Raw genomic sequence first — 24,520 nt, 5'->3', positions numbered from 1 at the left:
CTCAATCAATCCTGCTATCCCCACCCATCTCCTCTTTGCGTGACATCTCGATAATATGTGCACCAGCACGCAGTACATTTTCTAAACCTTCGCGACTAACCGCCGAAAACATCATAACAGGTTGATCCGTTACTCTTCGCAAAGCTTTCTGTTTCATTTTACGCTCTTCAATCGTGAGCGTATCTATCTGGCTTAACGCGACAATTTCAGTTTTATCACTTAGATTATTTCCATAGGCCTCCAGTTCATGACGCACAATTTGATATGCTTTTGCAACATCTTCTTCTTGAGCAGAAATCAAATGAAGGAGGACACGACAACGTTCCACATGTCCTAAAAAACGGTCTCCAATTCCCACCCCTTCATGGGCTCCTTCGATCAACCCCGGAATATCAGCCAAAACAAATTCACGACCATCAATTCGTACAACACCAAGATGAGGATGGAGAGTGGTAAAAGGATAATCTGCAACTTTTGGCTTTGCTGCTGTTACAGAAGATAAAAAAGTTGATTTTCCGGCATTAGGTAAACCAACAAGCCCCGCATCAGCAATTAGCTTCAAACGAAGCCATATTGCACGCTCTTCTCCAGCCAAGCCTGGATTTGCACGACGTGGTGCCCGATTTGTCGATGTCGTAAAATGAAGATTGCCAAAACCGCCATTCCCTCCTTTTGCAAGACGATAGCGCTGTCCCACTTCGGTTAAATCACAGATTAACGTTGTATTATCTTCTTCAAAAATTTGCGTCCCAACCGGAACTTTAAGAATGACATCCCCCCCCTTCTCACCCGTCATATTACGCCCCTTGCCATGTCCCCCTGTTTTTGCTTTAAAATGCTGTTGGTAGCGATAATCAATCAGCGTGTTAAGCCCATCAACTACAAGAGCCCAGACATCACCACCCCGTCCTCCATTTCCTCCATCAGGTCCCCCAAATTCTATGAACTTTTCACGGCGAAATGATACTGCTCCAGAACCTCCATTACCAGAACGAATATAAACTTTAGCTTGATCAAGAAATTTCATTGAAAACACTCACTGAGGAATCACTCTCTACCTCTATAGGCAATACATTAATTTTACCAGTTTTTCATCATTGATAACAGAAAAACTATCACTATCACTGATAACTCTTTGAGAAAAAATCATCCTATTTAAATAGGTTAAGTAAAATTGATTCTTCAAAGAAGCCGCTATTCTTGTATTTTTGTTTTTCCCTTAAATTCAAGCGCTAGAAGGTAAAGCTCCACTGATTCTGATCGGCTTGCAGGTGGTTTAACATGATAGACTTTTTTAAAATGCTGTTTTAATATCGCAAGAAGAGTATTTTCTGCTCCTCCTTGAAAAGCCTTTGCTAAAAAATGTCCCCCAGGCTTGAGAACCGAAAGAGCAAAATCAGCTGCAACTTCACATAAATAAATCGTTCTTAAATGATCCGTCTGACGATGACCTGTTGTTGGCGCCGCCATATCAGAAAGAACCACATCCGGTTTTGTCCCTAAAGTTTCAATTAATTTCTGCGGTGCATCTGCATGTAAAAAATCCATTTCTAACATTGCAACTCTAGGCAATGGATCCACATGCAAATAATCAATGCCAACGACACTAGGTTTTTCATTACTTGACCCTACGATGCGCTCAGCGACCTGACACCATCCGCCCGGTGCTGCCCCTAGATCAATAACCTTTTGACCTTTTTTCAGAAACTTATAACGTTCATTAATTTCAATGAGCTTATAAGCCGCACGCGAACGATAACCATCTACTTTTGATTGATGAACATAAGGATCATTCAAATGCCTTTCTAACCATCGCCGTGATGAAGCTTTAATGGTTCCAGCTTTCTTTTTTACGCGCTGATATAATTCATGTGATCCTGAACCTCCATAGCCACCCGTTGGGGGTTTTGTTGTTTTTTTCATCGTTATTCATTGTCTCCATATTTAATTCTCTAACGCTTGAAATCTCTGCTCTTTCTACCTCGACACCATACACCATCGCGTAACATCAGCTCTATCAAAATTCCTTCTCTTAAGCCACGATCAGCAACTCTTAAACGCTGACTTGGCCAAACTTCTCGAATAACATCTAAAATTGCACAGCCAGCTAAAACTAAATCTGCTCTCTCGCGCCCAATGAAAGGATTTATGACACGTTTTTCTATATCCCATGACAATAAGCGTTTTGTCATAAGCGTAATGTCTGCATCATCCATCCAAATGCCATCCACTTTCCTCCTATCATAACGCTCTAAATTAAGATACATCCCTGCTAAAGTCGTAACCGTACCGGAGGTTCCCAAAAGATGAAACTTCGATCCTTGCGCTAACTCTCCTAATTTATGACGATCTGAAAAATTATTTAACAATCCTCGCACATAACTTTTCATTTTTTCAAAATCGTCTAAACGAATATTATTCCCTCCAAAACGTTCAGCAAGCGTAACAACCCCAACAGGAAGAGAAGTCCAAGCGGTAATTTGTCCCGCTAAACGAAAAGAACGCTTTTGAGAAACATCAAGGAGCACAATTTCTGATGACCCTCCTCCAATATCAAAAAGTACAATTGCCTCAGTATTTGGTTCAACAAGCGTACTACATCCTGTAACAGCAAAACGTGCTTCTGTTTGCCGATCAACAATTTCCAATTCAAGACCTGTCTCATCCAAAACACGCTGAATAAAATATCTACCATTTTCTGCTGAACGGCAAGCTTCTGTTGCAATCAAGCGATAACGCTTAATATGCCTTTGTTTTAACTTTAAACGACAAATCTTTAATGCTTCAATCGCACGATCCATAGCTTGTGTATTGAGCAAACCATTATTTATTAAACCTTCTCCCAATCGTACAATACGAGAAAAAGCATCAACAACACGAAAATATCCAGGTTTACTAGGAGATGCGATAAGAAGACGACAATTATTCGTTCCTAAATCAAGCGCCGCATAAAGGGGTGGAGATTTTACTCGAGAGAACCGTCGAAGAAAAGGCGCTTGGCGTTTTTTTGTTTTTTGAGCTTCTATTATTGTTTGACGATGAAACTCAAAAGCTGTCTCCGATTGGATCAAAACCTGTTTCTGTTTAAAATGTCTTTTTCTCTGTTGTCTCTTTATATCAACAAGGATAGAGCATGCCTCTGTTCGTGACAGTGCAGAACGATTATTTTTATTATTTCCACACTGATCATGCAACTGATTTGCTTTGGTATCGTATGTTTCTCCTTGCTTTGACTCTTTTGAACCATAATTTAACGGGGTCATTTCTCTTATCCCTTGAGCGTTTCCCCCAATAAATAAACGCGAAAACTCTTCTGCTTATTCCTAAATAAGGCAAAAATGCAGCATCAAATGATAAAATACAAGAAAGCATTCCCTTTTTTCTTATCATCGAAATTTTCTAAGCTCGTATCATTCAGATTTTATATAATCTTTTGATTGTTTCCATGAAGTCATGCTTCTCTTTATGAACTTAAAACTATAAATTTATCGTTTACGTTCATATCAATTTTGTAAATTATGCTATTTTTATATCATTTATATGAAGTACAACTCTATTGTAACAAACCAGCATTATCATACTCTTTGACAAGGCTTAAGGTTGCAACAACCTATACATTGACATATTTTATAAGGGAGAAAATTCTTTTTTTCAATCGCGTTATTCATACACAAACCTCGTTTGTTATATGCAACAAAATGGTTTTGATTATACTAGAATAAAAGCTTCATGGCCCTACAAAATGCAATTACGATAAACGTTATTTCGTGAATACAAAGAAAAACTATCGTTTAAAAAATCTCTAGGATTATAAATTTACTTGTTACTATCACATTTCAATTGAAAAACATTAATACTTAATCAAACCACTCTAAAAAGCCATATCAAACTTTAAAAAAGAGCCTAACCTGCTCCTTATTGTAAGGAAGCCATATTTCTATTTATTTAAAATTCAGTATTTCTCATAACTTTTTATTGCAAACAACGCACTTACGCTCTAGGATTTGTGAAACGCTCTAACCTAATTTTCTATTATATAAAGCACTCATTGTGACTTTAACCTCAGAAAACTTCTACTCTCTCGAATACATATTACATAAAACTTCTTACTTATTTCACCTTATAATTTACATTCAAAAATATAACACAACGATTTATGAAAAAATGACTCTTTTTAAAAAAATCTCGACGAATTCCTAAGGGCGCAAAGAATTAAGTGCTGCGTTTAACCCTTTAAATGGCACAGTAAAAGAAAATATCTTTCCATCTTTAAGCTTATAGGAAATACGTACTTTATTGTCCTGTTCTATTTGTTCAGTAAAAACCGGCCCTACAGGTGATTGTGCCAAACAAACCGTTTCATTACACTGCGTATAACGAATAAGAACAGGCTTTTTTACACCTTTCACAAACATTTGAATCGGAACACTTATATCAGAATTTGGCAATGTTCGAAACAGCATCACTGCTTGACCATTTGTCGTAGAAACAAGAGACCAACTAAAAATGGTATTTCCTTCCTGATCATGAACAGTCTGTGTCACATTACATATACCTTGCTTAAGCTTAAGCTTTTGTTTTTCATCACAAATCAAAGTCCAGTCATAAAACTGCATAATAATTCGGCGTGTTTCACCTGGTTCTCCCCTAGGTATCGATAAGTGCGGTGGATGAACTGTATAAATGCCATTATTTTCATTAGCAAAGCTTTCACCCTTGCCTATTAAGGCAAGAGCAAACAGAATCTTCACTAACATACTTCTCTTTTTCATAATAATAATCATTTTTTCTATTATCATCTCAACCTCAAAGTAATCCCAGCGCCTATGCCCCAATGGCCTCCAGCACTTGTAATAGACACATTCGAGCGAATATTTCCATCTTCAGATGTATAACCAGCTCCAACAGCAAAGGCTGATTGGCTACGCCATAAACCACTACCAAATGAGATACTCACAGATCCTGGTATATCATAGTAACGTAAATTAGACACAGCCAAGCCAATAGCAGCCGCTTGTCTTGCCTCCTTGCGGACATCCTCAATGGCATAATTTAACGTCTCAAACTTGATATCTGTGTAAGATTTCGCCTCATCAACACCATTGTTGACCATATCCTTCAGATGCTCATCCGTATATTTCTTCGCATCATCAAGGACTATCTTCATCTGTTGATCCGTATAATCATGCAACTGACCGCCATTTATTGCTTCTTTCGAACCACTTTCAATCTTACCATCCGCTACATTGTCTATCAATACTGGATCACTCTCATCGCCTCCAACTAACGTAACTTTATTCGTCTTATGACCTGCTTCATCTTTATCATACTTAACTGCTCCATCCGTTGAAGTCGCAATATCTTTTACTTGCTGGTCAATACTATCTACCTTACTTTCAACCTTGCTAACCCTATCATTCGTCTGCCAAAGCTGACCACCATTAACAACATCTTGTGAGCCTTCTTCTATAAGACCATCCGCGACATTGCTAATCTTACTCGAAGATCCATTATGCTTCCCATCATAGGCGCCAACTTCATCATTCCAATTTAAACCATTCGACGTAACTGTCTTTTCAACATCACTTATGCGATTATTGATCGTAGACATGCTTCCATTAATTCCTTCAAACGCACTCGCTACATCATTATAGCTCTTTTCATCATCAGAACTACCATCACTCTTGAAACCTGTTACCTTAAACGCTGGAACTTTCCATTCGCCATTTTCATATTTAGCTCCACCTCCAAAATATGACGCTAACGCATTGCTCATCGAATAAAGCTGTGATCCATTAATGGCTTCCATTGAACCTTCTGAGAGCAAACCTGCCTTGACCCCGGAAAGCGTACGTGCTGCACCATCAATATTGGCAAGCGTAACTTCAGTACCACTCTTTTCTCCTCCTACACTAATAACATGCGTCTTTTCATCCTGCTTAACAAGGCTATCCCCCGCAACTTGGTTAATCTCATTCTTAAGCTCTTGATGAAGATTCTCAAAAGACGTACCTACTCCCGCAAAGGCTTCCGATACATTATCATAGCTCGTCTCTTCAACCTTACTACCATCCTCATTGACTGTCTTAACTTTAAAGCTTGGTGCAACCCACGTACCATTCTCATATTTAGCACCACCACCAAAATACGTCGCAAGCGTCTGATTCAAAGTATAAAGCTGAGATCCATTAATCGCATCCGTCGATTCTTCCGAAACAACCCCTGATTTAACTCCTGATAGACTACGTGCCATACCTTCACTATTGGCTAACGTGATTGATGATCCATCTTTCTCTGAGCCTATCTTGATAACCCTGCTCTTCTCATCAAACTTAACAAGATTATCACTCACTACTTGGCTAATCTCATTCTTAAGCTCATTCTTAATATTCGTGAAAGAACTACCTACTCCTTCAAAAGCTGCCGATACACTCCCATAAGCCTCTTCTCCAGCTTCACCATCCTCATTGATGGTTTTTACCTTAAAGCTTGGTGATACCCATTTACCTTCCTTATATTCTGCACCTCCACCTAAAGTCTTCGCTATATCCGTAGCTGCTATTTCCAAATCTTTAGAGACACTGCTGACATGCTCATTGGTCGCAAAAAGTTGAGAACCATTCACAGCTTCTGTCGATGTCTCTGAAAGCTCGCCTGATTTAACTCCTAAAAGGGCCCGAGCGGCATTATCAACATTTGCTAACGTAACTTTCGTTCCGCTCTTTTCTCCTCCAACCGCAATAACATGCGTCTTCTCATCCTGCTTTACAAGACTGTCTCCTACAACTTGGCTAATCTCATTCTTAAGCTCTTGATGAAGATTACTGAAAGAGTTACCTACACTTGCAAAGGCTTTTGCCACATCATCATAGCTCTTCTCTTCAACCTTACTACCATCCTCATTGACTGTCTTAACTTTAAAGCTTGGTGCAACCCACGCGCCATTCTCATATTTAGCGCCACCACCAAAATAGCTCGCAAGCGTCTGATTCAAGCTATAAAGCTGAGAACCATTAATCGCATCCGTCGATTCTTCTGTGAGTGATCCTGCTTTTACACCAGAAAGAGCCCGTGCAGCATCTCCACTATTGGCAATGTTAATGCTTGTTCCACCTTTTTCAGCGCCTATCTTAATAACCTTGCTCTCTTTATCCTGCTTTACAAGACTATCACTAACAACTTGGTTAATCTCATTCTTAAGTTCTTTATGAATATTCGTGAAAGAACTACCTACACCAGCAAAGGCTGCCGCTACATCATCATAGCTCTTCTCTTCAACCTTACTACCATCCTCATTGACTATCTTAACTTTAAAGCTTGGATCGGTCCAGGCGCCATCTTTATAGCTAGCTCCTCCACCTAAATAAGTGGCAACCTTATCATTTGTCTCAAAAAGTTGAGAACCATTAATCGCATCCGTTGAACCAGAAGTAATGTTACCATCGGCAAGATGCTTAATCTTGCTATTCGTTTTCGCATCTCCCTCGCCATGCTGCGCTACAAACGCTTTGTCACTATCACTCCACAACAATGCATTCTGCTTAATGTTTTCAGTAACCTGCGTGTTGCTTTCAGTAACCTTCTTTTGGAGATTCTCAAAAGACGTACCTACTCCCGCAAAGGCTGCCGCTACATCATCATAGCTCGCCTCTTCAACAGCATCACCTTCTTTATTAACGGTCTTAACTACAAACTTTGGAGCGATCCAAGTCCCATTCTCATACTTGGCTTCACCTCCTAAAGAATGAGCTAAACCATTACCCAAGGTGTAAAGCTGAGAACCATTAATTGCATCATGTGAACCCTCACCAATCTTACCATCCGCAACATTATGCAATCCAACTGGAGAACGATCCTTACCTTTGCCAAAAGTCACACTCGCATAATTCGTCGTGCTATTTTCTCCTTCTGTTTTATCGTAAAGAACAACAGCCGAATCTTCAGACTGAAGTTTGTTGGAAAGATCATTCAAACTCTCATCAAGCTGACCTTTATTAACTGCCTCATTATCATTCTCAGCTGCCTTCAAACCAGATAGCCTTCTATCTTTGCTTCCCTTATCCGCAATACTGATGCTAGCGCCGTCTTTTTCACCGCCAACCCTGATCAGATTTGTCTTCTCATCAAACTTAACAAGATTATCACTCACTACTTGGTTAATCTTGCTGTTAACTTCATTATGAAGGTCCGTGAAGGATTGATTTACAAGATCAAAGGCATCGGAAACACTGCCGCGTTCTTCTTCAACTTCCTTACCATCTTCTTTGAAGGTTTTTACCTTAAAGGTCGGACCTGTCCATTTGCCTTCCTCATACTGAGCACCGCCACCTAAATAAGACGCAACAGTCTTATTGGTCTCAAAAAGTTGCGAACCGTTGATCGCATCATGTGAATCAGAGGAAACGATACCATTGCCAACATTGTGCAAAGCAACTGTGCCCGTTTTGGGATCTCCAAAAGTCACACTGTTTTTATTAACTTTACGCGCTGTTCTGATAAGGGGATTGACACCTTTTGGCTCTACTTCTTCATCATAAAGAACCGCTACTGAACGTACATCTTCTATCCCTTGATCAAGCTGACCTTTGTTGACCGCTTCATTATCATTCTCAGCTGCCTTCACACCAGAAAGGATACGATTATTCTTATTCTTATCGGCAATATTGATTGTAGCATCATCTTTTTCTCCACCAATATTAATATGCTGTGTCTCCTCATCCCACTTAACAAGGCTCTCCCCTTTAACATTGGTAATCGCATTATTAATCTGGTTACTAAGATCATTCTTAATATTCGTGAAAGAACTACCTACTCCTTCAAAAGCTGCCGCTACATTCCCATAACTCTTATCTTCTTCCTTACCATCTTCTTTGACAGTTTTAACCTTAAAGTTTGGCGCAGTCCATTTGCCTTTCTCATCATAGCCAGATCCTCCACCTAAATAAGACGCAAGCTGCTCGTTCATCGAATAAAGTTGGCCACCTGTAACCGCATCGCTCGAGCCAGAAGCAATCTTACCATCCGAAAGATGCGTAATCTTGCTATTCGTTTTCGCATCTCCCTCGCCATGCTGCGCTACAAACGCTTTGTCACTATCACTCCACAACAATGCATTCTGCTTAATGTTTTCAGTAACCTGCGTATTACTTTCAGTAACCTTCTTTTGAAGATTCTCAAAAGACGTACCTACACCAGCAAAGGCTGCCGCTACATCATCATAGCTCGTCTCTTCAACAGCATCACTTTCTTTCCTCACCGTTTTAACTGTAAACTTTGGAGAAGTCCAAGTGCCATTCTCATACTTGGCGTTACCTCCTAAGGTCTTTGAAACTTCTTCACCCAGAGCATGAAGCTGATTACCTGCTACTGCATCGCTTGAGCTAGCACTAATCTCACCATTGGAAAGATGCTTAATCTTGCTATTCGTTTTCGCATCTCCCTCGCCATGCTGCGCTACAAACGCTTTGTCACTATCACTCCACAACAATGCATTCTGCTTAATATTTTCAGTAACCTGCGTGTTGCTTTCAGTAACCTTCTTTTGGAGATTCTCAAAAGACGTACCTACACCAGCAAAGGCTGCAACGACATCATCATAGCTCGTCTCTTCAACAGCATTACTTTCTTTATTCACCGTTTTAACTGTAAACTTTGGAGAAGTCCAAGTGCCGTTCTCATACTTGGCTTCACCTCCTAAGGTCCTTGAAACTTCTTCACCCAGAGCATGAAGCTGATTACCTGCTACTGCATCGCTTGAGCTAGAACTAATCTCACCATTGGAAAGATACTTAATCTTACTATTGGTCTTTGCTCCTTCTTTCTCTCCATGCTGCGCTACAAACGCTTTGTCACTATCACTCCACAACAACGCGTTCTGCTTAATGTTTTCAGTAACCTGCGTGTTGCTTTCAGTAACCTTCTTTTGGAGATTCTCAAAAGACGTACCTACACCAGCAAAGGCTGCCGATACATTATCATAGCTCGTCTCTTCAACAGCATCACCTTCTTTATTAACGGTCTTAACTACAAACTTTGGAGCGATCCAAGTCCCATTCTCATATTTAGCACCACCACCAAAATACGTCGCAAGCGTCTGATTCAAAGTATAAAGCTGAGATCCATTAATCGCATCCGTCGATTCTTCCGAAACAACCCCTGATTTAACTCCTGATAAACTACGTGCCATACCTTCACTATTGCCTAACGTGATTGATGAGCCATCTTTCTCTGAGCCTATCTTGATAACCCTGCTCTTCTCATCAAACTTAACAAGATTATCACTCACTACTTGGCTAATCTCATTCTTAAGCTCATTCTTAATATTCGTGAAAGAACTACCTACTCCTTCAAAAGCTGCCGATACACTCGCATAAGCCTCTTCTCCAGCTTCACCATCCTCATTGATGGTTTTTACCTTAAAGCTTGGTGATACCCATTTACCTTCCTTATATTCTGCACCTCCACCTAAAGTCTTAGCTATATCCGTAGCTGCTATTTCCAAATCTTTAGAGACACTGCTGACATGCTCATTGGTCGCAAAAAGTTGAGAACCGTTCACAGCTTCTGTCGATGTCTCTGAAAGCTCGCCTGATTTAACTCCTAAAAGGGTCCGAGCGGCATTATCAACATTTGCTAATGTAACTTTCGTTCCGCTCTTTTCTCCTCCAACCGCAATAACATGCGTCTTCTCATCCTGCTTTACAAGACTGTCTCCTACAACTTGGCTAATCTCATGCTTAAGCTCATTATGAAGATTACTGAAAGAACTACCTACACCAGCAAAGGCTGCCGCTACATCATCATAGCTCTTCTCTTCAACCTTACTACCATCCTCATTGACTGTCTTAACTTTAAAGCTTGGTGCAACCCACGCGCCATTCTCATATTTAGCGCCACCACCAAAATAGCTCGCAAGCGTCTGATTCAAGCTATAAAGCTGAGAACCATTAATCGCATCCGTCGATTCTTTTGTGAGTGATCCTGCTTTTACACCAGAAAGAGCCCGTGCAGCATCTCCACTATTGGCAATGTTAATGCTTGTTCCACCTTTTTCAGCGCCTATCTTAATAACCTTGCTCTCTTTATCCTGCTTTACAAGACTATCACTAACAACTTGGCTAATCTCATTCTTAAGTTCTTTATGAATATTCGTGAAAGAACTACCTACACCAGCAAAGGCTGCCGCTACATCAGGATAACTCTTGTCTTCTTCCTGTCCATCTTCTTTGACAATTTTAATCTTAAAGTTTGGCGCTGACCATGCGCCATCTTTATAGCTAGCTTCTCCTCCTAAAGACTTTGAAACTTCTTCTCCTAGACTATGGAGCTGGGAACCATTAACTGCATCCGTTGAACCAGAAGTAATATCTCCTGCGGCAAGAGACGTGATCTTGCTATTGGCTCGTGCATCACCTTTTCCATGCAACGCTACAAACGCTTTTGCTTTATCATCCCACAACAAAGCATCACCTTGAACAGATTCCGTAATGTTATCTACTTTTTTATTAAAACTAGTAACAACATTCGTGAAAGATTTACCAACTCCTTCAAATGCATCTGCTACACTATCATAGCTTGTTCCTTCAACAGCATTTTTCTCGGAGTTGAAAGCTTGAACTGTGAATTTATCTTTGCTCAACTGACCATTTTCAAACCCAACTCCTCCACCTAAAATCTTCGATACATCATGAGTGAGTGTATGAACCTGTCCACCCGTTACAGCTTCCGTAGAATCTTTTTCAATCTTACCCGCTGCTACATTCCGCAGTGCAACCGCATCTGCATCTCCAAATGTAACACTCCTCTTGCTTAAACCTGGCGATCTCTGACGGGAATCGCCGCTATCTTCATCTTCTATTATATCGTAAAAAACTGCTGTAGAATTAACTTTATTAATAGCTGCAGTACGAGCCTCTGTTTCCTCATCAAGCTGCGTTTTATTAACCGCTTCATCGCCCTTCTCTGCTTTCTTTAAACCAGAAAGAGTACGATAAGCTCCAGTTTTATTGGCTATATTGATTTCACTACCTTCTACTTCTTTACCAATGTTGATAAGTTTGGATGTTTCATCTTGTTTAACAAGACTATCTCCTAAAACTTGGTTAATCTTGCTGTTAACTTCCTTGTGAAGATCCGTGAAAGATTGGTTTACCAGATCAAATGCCTCAGAAACACTGCCACGTTCTTCTTCAACTTCCTCACCATCTTCGTTGTAGCTTTTTACTTTAAAGGTCGGTCCATTCCATTTGCCTTCCTCATTATAGCCTGCTCCACCACCTAAATAAGTCGCTAACGTCTGATTCAAGGTATAAAGCTGCCCCCCTGTAACCGCATCACTCGAACCTGAAGCTATAGAACCAGCAGCAAGAGACGTGATCTTGCTGTTTACCTTCTCTCCTTCTTTTTCCCCATGCAAGGCAACAAAAGCTCCATCACTCTTGCTCCATGATAAAGAATCCTGTGCAACCCCTTCTGAGACTTCTTTAATACGATCATTAACATTCTTGATATTACTATCAAGACCTTCAAAGGCTTTGCCAACATCAGTAAAGGACTTATCCGTAACCTGACCGTCTTTAGTAACTTCAGATAATTTATAACTGGGACCTGTAAGTGTGCCATCTTTAAAGGACGATTCTCCACCTAAATACTTAGCAATATCCTCACCAATCTTATTAATCTGGCCGCCATTGATTGCATCATGAGAACTCTCAGCAATCTGACCATCTGCAACATTATGAAGACCTACAGGAGCAGAATCCTTACCTTTCCCCAAAGTCACACTCGTATAATCTGTTTTATCTCCTGTTTTATCATAATGGACAACTGCTGATTCATCTGACTGAAGACTGCTAGACAGATCTTTCAAATGTTCTTCAAGCTGTTTCTTATTAACCGCTTCATTATCCTTGGTTGCCGCCTTAACACCAGAAAGTGTCCGTTCTTCACCAGTTTTGTTGGCGACATTGATTTCACTGCCTGCTACTTCTTTACCAATAGTGATAAGACCTGCATCGTCCTGCTTAACAAGACTATTCCCTACAACTTGGCTAATCTCATTCTTAAGTTCTTTATGAATATTCGTGAAAGAACTACCAACTCCTTCAAAAGCTGCCGCTACATTATCATAGCTCGTCTCTTCAACCTTACTACCATCCTCATTAACCGTCTTAACTTTAAAGCTTGGTGCGACCCACGCGCCATTCTCATATTTAGCCCCTCCACCTAAATAAGTTGCAACATTCTTATTGGTCTCAAAAAGCTGAGATCCATTGATCGCATCATGTGATTCTGAAGAAATGGAACCATTGCCAACATTGTGCAATGCAACTGTGCCCGTTTTGGGATCTCCAAACGTTACACTCGTCTTATTAACTTTACGCGCTGATCTGATAAGGGGATTGCCACCTTTTGGCTCTGCTTCTTCATCGTAGAAAACTGCAACAGAACGCACATCTGCAATTTCGTCCGAAAGCTTAGTTACATTATCATCAAGCTGACCTTTGTTAACCGCTTCATTACTATGCTCTGCATCCTTAACCCCTGAAAGGATTCTGTCTTTACTATCCTGATCAGAAATTGTGATTTTATTACCGTGTTTTTCTGCACCAATCTTGACTACTTGTTGCTCTTCATCCCACTTTACTAGACTATCACTGACAACATTCGTAATATCTTTTTTAATATTCGTGAATGAATTACCAACATCAGACAAAGCTTCTGCTACTGTATCGTACTTCTTCTCTTCAATTGTAACACCATCATCTTTAACAGCATTAACCGTAAAGCTTGGGGCTTTCCATTCCCCTTTCGCATCATAACCAGCGTTAACATCTAAATACTTAGCAAATTGATCACTCAAAGAATAAACCTGGGAACCATTAATAGCTTCTGTCGAGTTTGCAGAAACATCACCCGCAGAAAGAAATTTAATCTTACTATTAGCTTTCGTATCTCCTGATCCATGCTGCGCACTAAAGGCACCATCACCCTTACTCCATGATAAAGAATCCTGTGCAACCCCTTCTGAGACTTCTTTAATACGATCATTAACATTCTTGATATTACTATCAAGACCTTCAAAGGCTTTGCCAACATCAGTAAAGGACTTATCCGTAACCTGACCGTCTTTAGTAACTTCAGATAATTTATAACTGGGACCTGTAAGTGTGCCATCTTTAAAGGACGATTCTCCACCTAAATACTTAGCAATATCCTCACCAATCTTATTAATCTGGCCGCCATTGATTGCATCATGAGAACTCTCAGCAATCTGACCATCTGCAACATTATGAAGACCTACAGGAGCAGAATCCTTACCTTTCCCCAAAGTCACACTCGTATAATCTGTTTTATCTCCTGTTTTATCATAATGGACAACTGCTGATTCATCTGACTGAAGACTGCTAGACAGATCTTTCAAATGTTCTTCAAGCTGTTTCTTATTAACCGCTTCATTATCCTTGGTTGCCGCCTTAACACCAGAAAGTGTCCGTTCTTCACCAGTTTTGTTGGCGACATTGATTTCACTGCCTGCTACTTCTTTACCAATAGTGATAAGACCTGCATCGTCCTGCTTAACAAGACTATTCCCTACAACTTGGCTAATCTCATTCTTAAGTTCTTTATGAATATTCGTGAAAGAACTACCAACTCCTTCAAAAGCTGCCGCTACATTATCATAGCTCGTCTCTTCAACCTTACTACCATCCTCATTAACCGTCTTAACTTTAAAGCTTGGTGCGACCCACGCGCCATTCTCATATTTAGCCCCTCCACCTAAATAAGTTGCAACATTCTTATTGGTCTCAAAAAGCTGAGAGCCATTGATCGCATCATGTGATTCTGAAGAAATGGAACCATTGCCAACATTGTGCAATGCAACTGTGCCCGTTTGGGGATCTCCAAACGTTACACTCGTCTTATTAACTTTACGCGCTGATCTGATAAGGGGATTGCCACCTTTTGGCTCTGCTTCTTCATCGTAGAAAACTGCAACAGAACGCACATCTGCAATTTCGTCCGAAAGCTTAGTTACATTATCATCAAGCTGACCTTTGTTAACCGCTTCATTACTATGCTCTGCATCCTTAACTCCTGAAAGGATTCTGTCTTTACTATCCTGATCAGAAATTGTGATTTTATTACCGTGTTTTTCTGCACCAATCTTGACTACTTGTTGCTCTTCATCCCACTTTACTAGACTATCACTGACAACATTCGTAATATCTTTTTTAATATTCGTGAATGAATTACCAACATCAGACAAAGCTTCTGCTACTGTATCGTACTTCTTCTCTTCAATTGTAACACCATCATCTTTAACAGCATTAACCGTAAAGCTTGGGGCTTTCCATTCCCCTTTCGCATCATAACCAGCGTTAACATCTAAATACTTAGCAAATTGATCACTCAAAGAATAAACCTGGGAACCATTAATAGCTTCTGTCGAGTTTGCAGAAACATCACCCGCAGAAAGAAATTTAATCTTACTATTAGCTTTCGTATCTCCTGATCCATGCTGCGCACTAAAGGCACCATCACCCTTACTCCATGATAAAGAATCCTGTGCAACCCCTTCTGAGACTTCTTTAATACGATCATTAACATTCTTGATATTACTATCAAGACCTTCAAAGGCTTTGCCAACATCAGTAAAGGACTTATCCGTAATCTGACCGTCTTTAGAAACATCAGATAAGTTATAACTGGGACCTGTAAGAGCTCCATCTTTAAAGGACGATTCTCCACCTAAATACTTAGTAATATCCTCACCAATCTTATTAATCTGACCGCCAGTGATTGCATCATGTGAGTCCTTAGCAATCTTACCATCTGCAACATTGCGGAGAGCCGTGGAGGTCTTATCTTTACCACCTAAAGTGATACTCGCATAATCAGTTTCACCTTCGTCCTTTTTATCATAATGAACAACAGCCGAATCTTCTGACTGAAGATGATTAATCTGATTGGTAATATCTTTTTTGATGTTCGTAAAAGATGCACCTACACCTTCAAAAGCAGCTGCTACATTCTTATACTCTTGCTCTTCAGATTCACCATTATCCTTAACTGTTTTAACCTTAAAGGTAGGCGTTTTCCAGTTGCCTTCCGCATCATAGCCGGCACCATCACCGAAGGATTTCGCAACATTATCACTCAAAGAATAGAGTTGTTTACCCGTAATAGCATCTGTCGAGTCTTTTGAAATCGTGCCATCCAAAAGATGCGTAAGCTTACTATTTGCCTTTTTGTCATCTTTACCATGATCAGCAACAAATGCCCCCTCATCCTCATTCCACAACAAAGCATCGCCTTGAACTTGTTGTGTAATATTCGTTATATTTTGAGTAAAATCGTTGAATTTATTCGTTATATCGTTGGTAACTTTATTCTGAACATTCGTAATAGATGTACCAACACCTTCAAAAGCTTCCGCTACATTCTTATACTCTTGCTCTTCAGCTTCACCATTATCTGTAACAGTTTTAACTTTAAAGGTAGGTGCTTTCCAGTTGCCTTTTTCATCATAACCAGCGCCACCACCAAAATAAGTAGCAACATTATTATTTGTTTCGAAAAGCTGTGAACCATTAATTGCTTCTGTGGAAGCAGCAGAAATCTCTCCAGCAGCAAGATACTTAATTTTACTATTTGTTTTTTCACCTTCTTTTTCATGCTGAGCGACAAAAGCACCCTCAGCATTACTCCAATTTAAAGAATCCTGTGCAACCCCTTCTGAGACTTCTTTAATACGATCATTCACATTCTTGATATTACTATCAAGTCCTGCAAGCGCTGTTCCAACACCATCAAGAGAACTTTCTGTTACAACACCATCTTTGGCAATGTAAGATAATTTATAGGTGGGACTTTTAAGGACACCGTTTTTAAATGATGCTTCACCACCGAGGAATTTTGCAATATCCTCACCGATTTTGTTAATCTGCTTACCATTGATTGCATCATGAGATTCTGAAGAAATCGCACCATCAGCAATATTATGGAGGGCCGTAGGAGTTTTATCTTTACCACCTAAAGTGATACTCGCATAATTAATGGTGCCATTTTTATCATCTTTATCATAATGAACAACCGCTGAATCTTCTGATTGAAGATGATTAATTTGGTTGGTTATCTCATTGGTAATTTTATTCTGAACATTTGTAAAAGATGTACCAACTCCTGCCAAAGCTTCTGCTACATTTTGATACGCTTTCTCTTCAGAGTTACCATCTTCTTGAACAGTTTTGACTTTAAAGGTAGGTGCTTTCCATTCTCCTTTTTCATTATAACCTGCTTCACCGCCAAAATAGGTCGCAAGCTGCTCGTTCATCGAATAAAGTTGACCACCCGTAACGGCATCTGTAGAGCCAGAAGCAATATTTCCATCCGAAAGATGGGTAATCTTACTCTTTGTTTTCGCCCCATCCTTCTTATGATCAGCAACAAATGCGTTATCGGTATCGCTCCACAATAAAGCATCACCTTGAACTTGTTGTGTAACATTACCGACAGCTTCTGCTAATTTATCTTCTACTTTCTTGATATTCGTATCAAGCTGACCTTTGTTAACTGCTTCATTATCCTTGGTTGCTGCCTTCAAACCAGATAGCGTCCGGTCGCCCTTGTCCTTATTGGCAATGTTGATTTCACCGCCTGCTACTTTCGCTCCAATAGTGAGATTATGCGTTGTTTTATCTTGTTGAACAAAGCTTTCGCTTTCAACTTTGTTAACCACATTATTAACCTGTTCAGTCAACTTATTCTGAACATTCGTGATAGAACTACCAACTCCACTCAAAGCACTTGCTACATCAGAATAAGTCGCTTCTTTTTCCTCACCATCCGTGTTAACTGACTTTATTTTAAAAGTGGGAGCGGTCCATGCGCCTTCTTTATAACTAGCTCCTCCACCTAAATATTTGGCTATATTCTCAGAGGCTGTTTTGAGACCACTTGTTACAGTCGTAACATTTTGATTGGTCGTAAAAAGCTGTGAACCACTTACAGCTTCATGTGAATCTGCTGAGAGTGCCCCATCCTTTATACCGGTAAGCGTACGCTGTTCGTTTTTGTTATTGGCAACATCGATTTTATCACCATCTGTTTCTTTACCTATCGTGATGTGTCTCGTTTCAGAATTCTGTTTAACAAAGCTACTGGCTGCTACTTGTTCTTTTACATCTTTTTCAACTTTTTGCAGTTGTGAAAAATTCACCGCATCAGTATCCGCAGTACCAGCCGCAACACCAGAAATAGTCCGTGAGGCGCCATCTTTATTTGCTATACTGATTGTACTGCCTTCATTCGCACCACCTATAGTAATCTGCTTTGTGGTGTCATCCTGCTTAACTAGGCTGTCATTGACTATATTGTTAACTTCATTGTTAATTTTGTTACCAATTTCTGTAAAAGAAAGACCTATACCTTCTAAAGCTTCTGATACACTATCATAGGTTTTTTCTTCAACTTCATTGTTCTCTGAGTTCAAAGTTTTAACTTTGAATTTTGCTTCATTCCATTGACCATTTCCAAAGTCAATACCACCACCCAAATACCGCGCTACGTGGGTAGCTGTACTATTTAGCTGACCACCATTGACGGCTTCGTCTGAACTTGCACTGAGATCTCCACCCAAGAGACCGGAAAGTTTCCGCCCTGCATTCCCTTTGTTCAAGATACTGATTTCATTGCCACCAGTGCCTCTACCAATGGTGATCAAACCGGCTCCACTATCACGAAGACTGCGCGATAAAGACATCTCTGTTACTTGCTTAACAAGAATACTGTCTCTTACATTAGCAATTTCATTATTTGCTGCAAAAAGCTGCGAACCACTTACCGCTTCATGTGAATCTGCTGAAAGTGTTCCATCTTTAATGCTTGTGATCTTTTTATTCCCAGCATCAATGCCACCGGTTGTTATCTTAGGTCCACCCGTAATTATTAAGCCTGTTGCATCTAAGGTATTTGTACCTGCTTTTAAGCTTGTTAACGTAACGTCTTGAGCAAGATCAAACTTTACTTTATTATCTTCATTGCCTTTGGTAATCTTAAGGTTTGTACTTCCAGTGGAAAAATCTACGTCACTGTCCATAAGAACAGTCTTGCCATTTTTACCGCCAACAGACAGTTTCCAGCCATTTTCTTTCACAAATGTTTTTAAATCTTTTAACTGCCCTACATTTGCTGCATCAGTCACGTCGCTACCAGCTGCTACACCTATAATTTGTCGCGTTATGTTCTGACCAAAATCACCAACACTCACTGCACCTGATGTACTTTTCCACTGAGCTGTAGCATTTGTTGCAACCTCACCCTTTAACGAAGGAGCATAACCAAAAACACCAGCAGCCCTATTGGATACAGAGTTGTTTCCGATAGCAACACCACCATCAACCTTTACATTAGAATCGGAACCTAAAGCAATACTTCCAACTCCATTTGCTTCTGAATAGAAACCTATAGAAATAGCATTTTTAGCAAATGCATATGCACGGTGACCAAGAGCAGTCGAACCATATTCTAAAGCTTTAGAAACAGCACCTACAGCTGTTGAATAATCACTCTTAGCAGTTGTATAATCGTTTTCCTTACCTGCATTATATTCGCCACCTATTGCGACACTGCTTTTCCCCAAAGCGTGAGACATGTAACCTATAGCAATACTATTCTCTTTTGAGGACAGCGCATCATAACCTAAAGCAATACTTCTATTCCCCGTCACCTGTGCATGAGAACCTATAGCTAGAGTTTGATCATTAATCGCTTTAGCACGACGTCCAATAGCAATCGATTCTTCACCTTGTGCTATGGTACGCCCCTCAGGCGGAATTGGGTTATCTTCCCATCTACCTTCACCACCTATTGCAATACTTTTTTTGCCTTCAGCGAGCGCCAAATGACCTACAGCAACAGAGGTAGCATTATTGACCTCCGCCTTATAACCAAATAAGAATACACATTATAAATAAAAACACAATAAAGTCAATATGTTGAGTGTAATTATTTTATATGAATCCACTTAGGAATCCATCCTTTTATACGTGATTCATTTGACTATTTTTTATATAAGATTGCTATGTATGAATAGATCATAAAAAGCAAATCATGATGTAAATATTATAACGCATGTAAACGTTCAAATGAAATGAAAAGCCGATATCATTCATAACAGTTCATAAATTTTATGATACGTTTTTATCACAGCACAAATCACATTGTTTTAAAATTTAATCGTTTGGAATTATCGATAACATACGTTTTAAAGATTACTTCTTATTTTAAAGATTGGATTGTTAATTGCAAATTAACGTTCGCCAAAATTGGCGAGCGCAAAATCTAAAGAGTGTTATAGCAATATTAGATCATTCTATAAGAGGGTAATCGTTTGAAACTGTTATAAGGTAAATTGTATCAAAAGATACGCATTTATAGAAAATACAGATCATATAATTTTTCCCCAAATTGGGAAAAACCTTTAAAATGGCATTAAAGAAATTAACTGTTTGAAGCATTCATAAGCTTATAGGTTTAATTTATAAAGATTGCATAAAAGGATTAAGGACAAGATCGCTTTTAAACGCTTTCTAAAAGTTTAGAAAACGATAAAGAGGTCTTTTATATCTTATGAAATGAAAAGCCTTTTAATGAATAGATTGCAGACTAGTTTTTAGAACAGAACTATATTCGCTTCCATAAAAAAATGGAGGCGCATAATGCCATAGAAGTAGAATACTATATACCTTAGACATGGTATAAAAAACGTTTTAAAAGTTATCGTTTTAAAATATGAAACCAAATGAGATCTCCTCAAATTTGAGGGCATCTATTTTAGACAAAGATAAGCAAGTAAAATTCAAAACCGTTGTAACATCATAAGGCACAGGATTTACTTAATTTTGCTAGCCAAATAGAGCGATTAATTTGCAAAGAAGCTTTGTTTAAAATACGCTTATTATGAAAGCCTTTCTAAATGAATGTTTAAACGTTTGAAACGGATGTTTATAATAATTTTTAAAACCTTCCATTTGATAAAAGCAGTTGTTTATTGTCTTATGAGAGCTTGTTTTGAAAAATTAACGCTTGTAAATGTAAAAAGAACGTTTTTAAAAAAGATATTAGTCTAATAGGCATTTTCTTTTGATTGAATTGATAAAGCTACCAAACGTTTTAATATGTTTTGATTTTAGAAAATGCGTTATTTGAAATTCACTCAACTCAATTTTGAGCTTAGTGTTTTAAAATGTTTTAAAGAAGCATCATGATCATGGGCTTTGTTTTCAATGAATCTCTTTAAGTTAAAGACATTATGATTGATATATTTAATGGCAACGAAAAGCGTTTATAGGCTTCTCATTCAAAAGAGTGATTAAAGATCATACGCATCATTTACATTCCTTTTGATAAGTTTTCATATCTCAATAGAGCGCTTGCAATATAATACGTTTTGTATATATGAATTCATTACTCCATTTGGAATGATTCATAAGGGTAGACATTTGAAAGCCGCGTCATATCAGTTGGCACGGCTTTCTTTTATGAATTCTCTCTTTTATGATACGTTTATAGCTATCAAGAAGGCACCCCATGCCTATTTTTATTCTGTTTTATCAATAATCTTAACGACATTATCGCTTTGATAAACCTCACAATTTTTGGGAACCAACTTTGCTTTGCTTTTTGTATTGATTGTTGCATTGCCATAAGCACGCCCCCAGATTGTTGCACAATGTAAGATTTTTGCATTGCCATAGACAGAGCCATAAACCTCACAAGAGCCCCCCACGCGCGCATTGCCATAGACCTTGCCATAAATCTTTGCACGACCATTAATCACAGCATAATTATAAATTTTCGCATGGCTATAAATACAAGCAGAGCCACAAACCCTAGCATGACCATAGACGCGTGCATAACTAAAAACCGTAGCATCATAAGAAACATGGGCATGGTCATAAATATGAGCATCAGCAAGAACGCGGGCAGCACCACTCACATGAGCATTGCCATACACATTGCCATACACATGAGCACTCCCATAAACACAAGCCTGATCATAAATCTTTGCATATTGAGAGACAAAAGCCTTGCCATAGACCTCAGCATTGCCATAAACGAGACCACAGACTTGCGAATAATGCCGTATTTTTGCATCATCATAAACACGGGCATGACCATAGATACAAGCATCATCATAGACCCAGCAATTGCCATCATGGGATAGGTTGACTTCCTTTTCGATAAAACCGCCTAAAGCACCCGCTTTTATATCATCAAAATCTCTTAAAGCCCGAATGCGATAAAGGCTTGTGATATTTCGCGTAAGAGCATGTTTGATTTTTTTGATTTCGCTGGTTAATTCGTATTTTTTGCACATAGGAGTACCCTCACAATCTAATGTGATAAACAGTTGATAAAATTTGAAATGGAAAATTTATTTTGAAAGCAGGCGCCCCCGCCGCGCCCGCCGCTGCTTTATTGATTAAACCCAGACAATTTCTAACTCGCCATAAGGAGAGAGACGTTCAGTATAGGTTTTAATTTTAGTAGACCCGCCGACATTTTCACGAATAACAGCAATGCCATGGATATGAGCATTTTCATAAATATGCACGTCATTTGCTATACGCGCGTTTTCATAAACCCTAGCATTGTCATAAACATAGGCATTATCATAAATAATAGCCTTGCCATACACATGAGCATTGCCATAGACACGGGAATTATCAGAAACAACGGCATTGCCATAAACATGCGCATTATCATAAATATAGCCAGCAGCGATAGCATTCTCATAAACGCGGGCATGACCATAGATATGACCACAAGCGACAGCCTTGCCAAAAACCCTTGCGTTTTCATAAACGTGACCATTTTTAAACACAAGAGCATCATCATAAACCCAGCAATTGCCATCATGAGAGAGATTGCTTTCATTTTCAATAAAACCACCTAATGCCCCCGCCTTAACATCATCAAAATCTCTTAAAGCACGAATGCGGTGTACAGTAATCCCTTCAAAAGTGTGATTTTCATTAGTCAATTCATATTTTTTAGATACAGTTATAGTGGACATAGGTAACTCCCTAAGTTTATATTTGATAAATTTTAAAATGAGATGTTTAAAGAGGGGCGCCCCCGCCGCGCCCGCGCGTTATTTACGCAGCATCATTTTCATATTCGTTATCATCGTCATAATACCCCTCACAATCAGCATAATATTCATGACGGTAATAATCATCTTCACTCCCAAATTCTGGATATGCCTCATCCCAAATATGATCATCAGCAGTTAAAGAGGCGGCGCTATGAACATAAGAATCGCCAGAGATAAGAGCGCCACAAACCACGGCATCATCAAAAACACGCGAGCCATCACAAATATGAGCATGATTAGTGACGCGGGCGTTATCATAAATTTTAGCATTACCTTCAATTACAACGGCATTGCTAACATGAGCATTGCCATAAAGCTTTGCATTGTCCTTTAATAACATGCCTTCAAAAATAGCATTACCATAAATTCTTGCATTACCACAAACGTCAACAAAAAAGCTTTTTACTTTAGCATTGCCTGAAACCCTTGCATTTTGAAAGACGCGCGCTTTGTCATACACCCAGCAATTGCCTTTGTGAGATAAGTTACTTTCGTTTTCAATATACCCCCCAAGATCGCCCGCTTTGACATCCCCAAAATCTCTTAAAGCACGTATACGGTATAATATGAGACCAGTCACAAAATCCATTTCGCCAGTAAACTCATATTTTTTAGATGTTTTTTTCTTATTAATGGGGGTGTTTTTTGAGATATTTTTCATATTTAAACCTTACTGATTATACGTTTTTCATTGACAACCCTATAAGGGAGCCGGGCGTTGAAAAACACGGCAGTAAGTCCGTCGTCACACTTTTCTCATAAAGAGTATTGTATGGTGTGACCACACCCGACAAAATCATCATATATGCTAATTAAAGCATAAAAGATAGTCAGTTTTAAAAGCTTTGGAAAGATTGTTTCGTAACCTATCCGCTTACTGTTTAAAGTGTTTTTCATCACTTGATTATTTATATAACAAAATACGTATTTATTGTCAATTAATATTTTATTTTTTTGATATTTTTTGTATTTTTTTAGATACATTATGTATTGATAATATCATGTGCTTATGAATTGCTTCTTTTATATTTATGTGCTTTTAAAGCTATATTATGGGCTTTATAAAACGATTGCGTTGTTTTTTGAATCTATACATTTATAATATTTAGAAACGCTCTCATAATGCGTATTTTTATCTTTATAAACTATCAGTTTTTTTCACTAAATGAATTTTAATTTTTTTGTGAATTTTGTTTATAACGCATTTATCATTTGAACTATCTTAATAGGCACCGCGCTCTTATAACCAATGCATTCATTTGCATTTTTGCTTTATTCAAACAAAGCTACTGTTTTTATGCATTCTTTATAGCTGTTATATGCTTTATAGCCATGGCATCATTTTTCATTTTCATAAGA

8 protein-coding genes are annotated in these 24,520 nt (G+C 38.9%); all 8 read right to left on the bottom strand.

What is annotated here, in order from left to right:
- Position 1 precedes the first annotated feature (1 nt).
- Entirely contained in the window at positions 2 to 1,027 is a 1,026-nt protein-coding gene (gene obgE, locus BTR_RS00880; protein WP_012230518.1) for a GTPase ObgE, read from the bottom strand.
- A gap of 167 nt (positions 1,028 to 1,194) precedes the next feature.
- Positions 1,195 to 1,923, bottom strand: a complete 729-nt coding sequence (locus BTR_RS00875) for an RlmE family RNA methyltransferase (RefSeq protein WP_012230516.1) — start codon at positions 1,921 to 1,923, stop codon at positions 1,195 to 1,197.
- Positions 1,924 to 1,952: 29 nt separating this feature from the next.
- Complete coding sequence (locus BTR_RS00870; RefSeq protein ID WP_012230515.1) at positions 1,953 to 3,263, bottom strand: Ppx/GppA phosphatase family protein; 1,311 nt, start codon at positions 3,261 to 3,263, stop codon at positions 1,953 to 1,955.
- 933 nt (positions 3,264 to 4,196) lie between these two features.
- The gene (locus tag BTR_RS00865) at positions 4,197 to 4,799 is read right to left on the bottom strand and encodes an invasion associated locus B family protein (protein WP_012230510.1); all 603 of its coding nucleotides are present in this window, start codon (positions 4,797 to 4,799) and stop codon (positions 4,197 to 4,199) included.
- Positions 4,796 to 19,903 carry a Vomp family autotransporter gene (locus tag BTR_RS00860; RefSeq protein WP_012230508.1) on the bottom strand — a complete coding sequence of 5,036 codons (15,108 nt, stop codon included), beginning with the start codon at positions 19,901 to 19,903 and terminating at the stop codon, positions 4,796 to 4,798. Before BTR_RS00860 ends, BTR_RS00865 begins: the two co-directional genes overlap by 4 nt.
- A gap of 1,698 nt (positions 19,904 to 21,601) precedes the next feature.
- Positions 21,602 to 22,381, bottom strand: a complete 780-nt coding sequence (locus BTR_RS00855) for a hypothetical protein (RefSeq protein WP_012230506.1) — start codon at positions 22,379 to 22,381, stop codon at positions 21,602 to 21,604.
- A gap of 105 nt (positions 22,382 to 22,486) precedes the next feature.
- On the bottom strand, positions 22,487 to 23,080 hold the full coding sequence (locus BTR_RS00850; RefSeq protein WP_012230504.1) for a hypothetical protein: 594 nt from the start codon (positions 23,078 to 23,080) through the stop codon (positions 22,487 to 22,489).
- Between the two features lie 82 nt (positions 23,081 to 23,162).
- Positions 23,163 to 23,822, bottom strand: coding sequence for an LbetaH domain-containing protein (locus BTR_RS00845; protein ID WP_012230502.1), 660 nt, complete (start codon positions 23,820 to 23,822; stop codon positions 23,163 to 23,165).
- Positions 23,823 to 24,520: the final 698 nt, after the last annotated feature.

It is taken from the genome of Bartonella tribocorum CIP 105476 (assembly GCF_000196435.1).
Taxonomy (GTDB): domain Bacteria; phylum Pseudomonadota; class Alphaproteobacteria; order Rhizobiales; family Rhizobiaceae; genus Bartonella; species Bartonella tribocorum.
The sequence above is the reverse complement of the archived record's forward strand: the minus strand, read 5'-3'. Positions and strand labels throughout refer to the sequence as shown.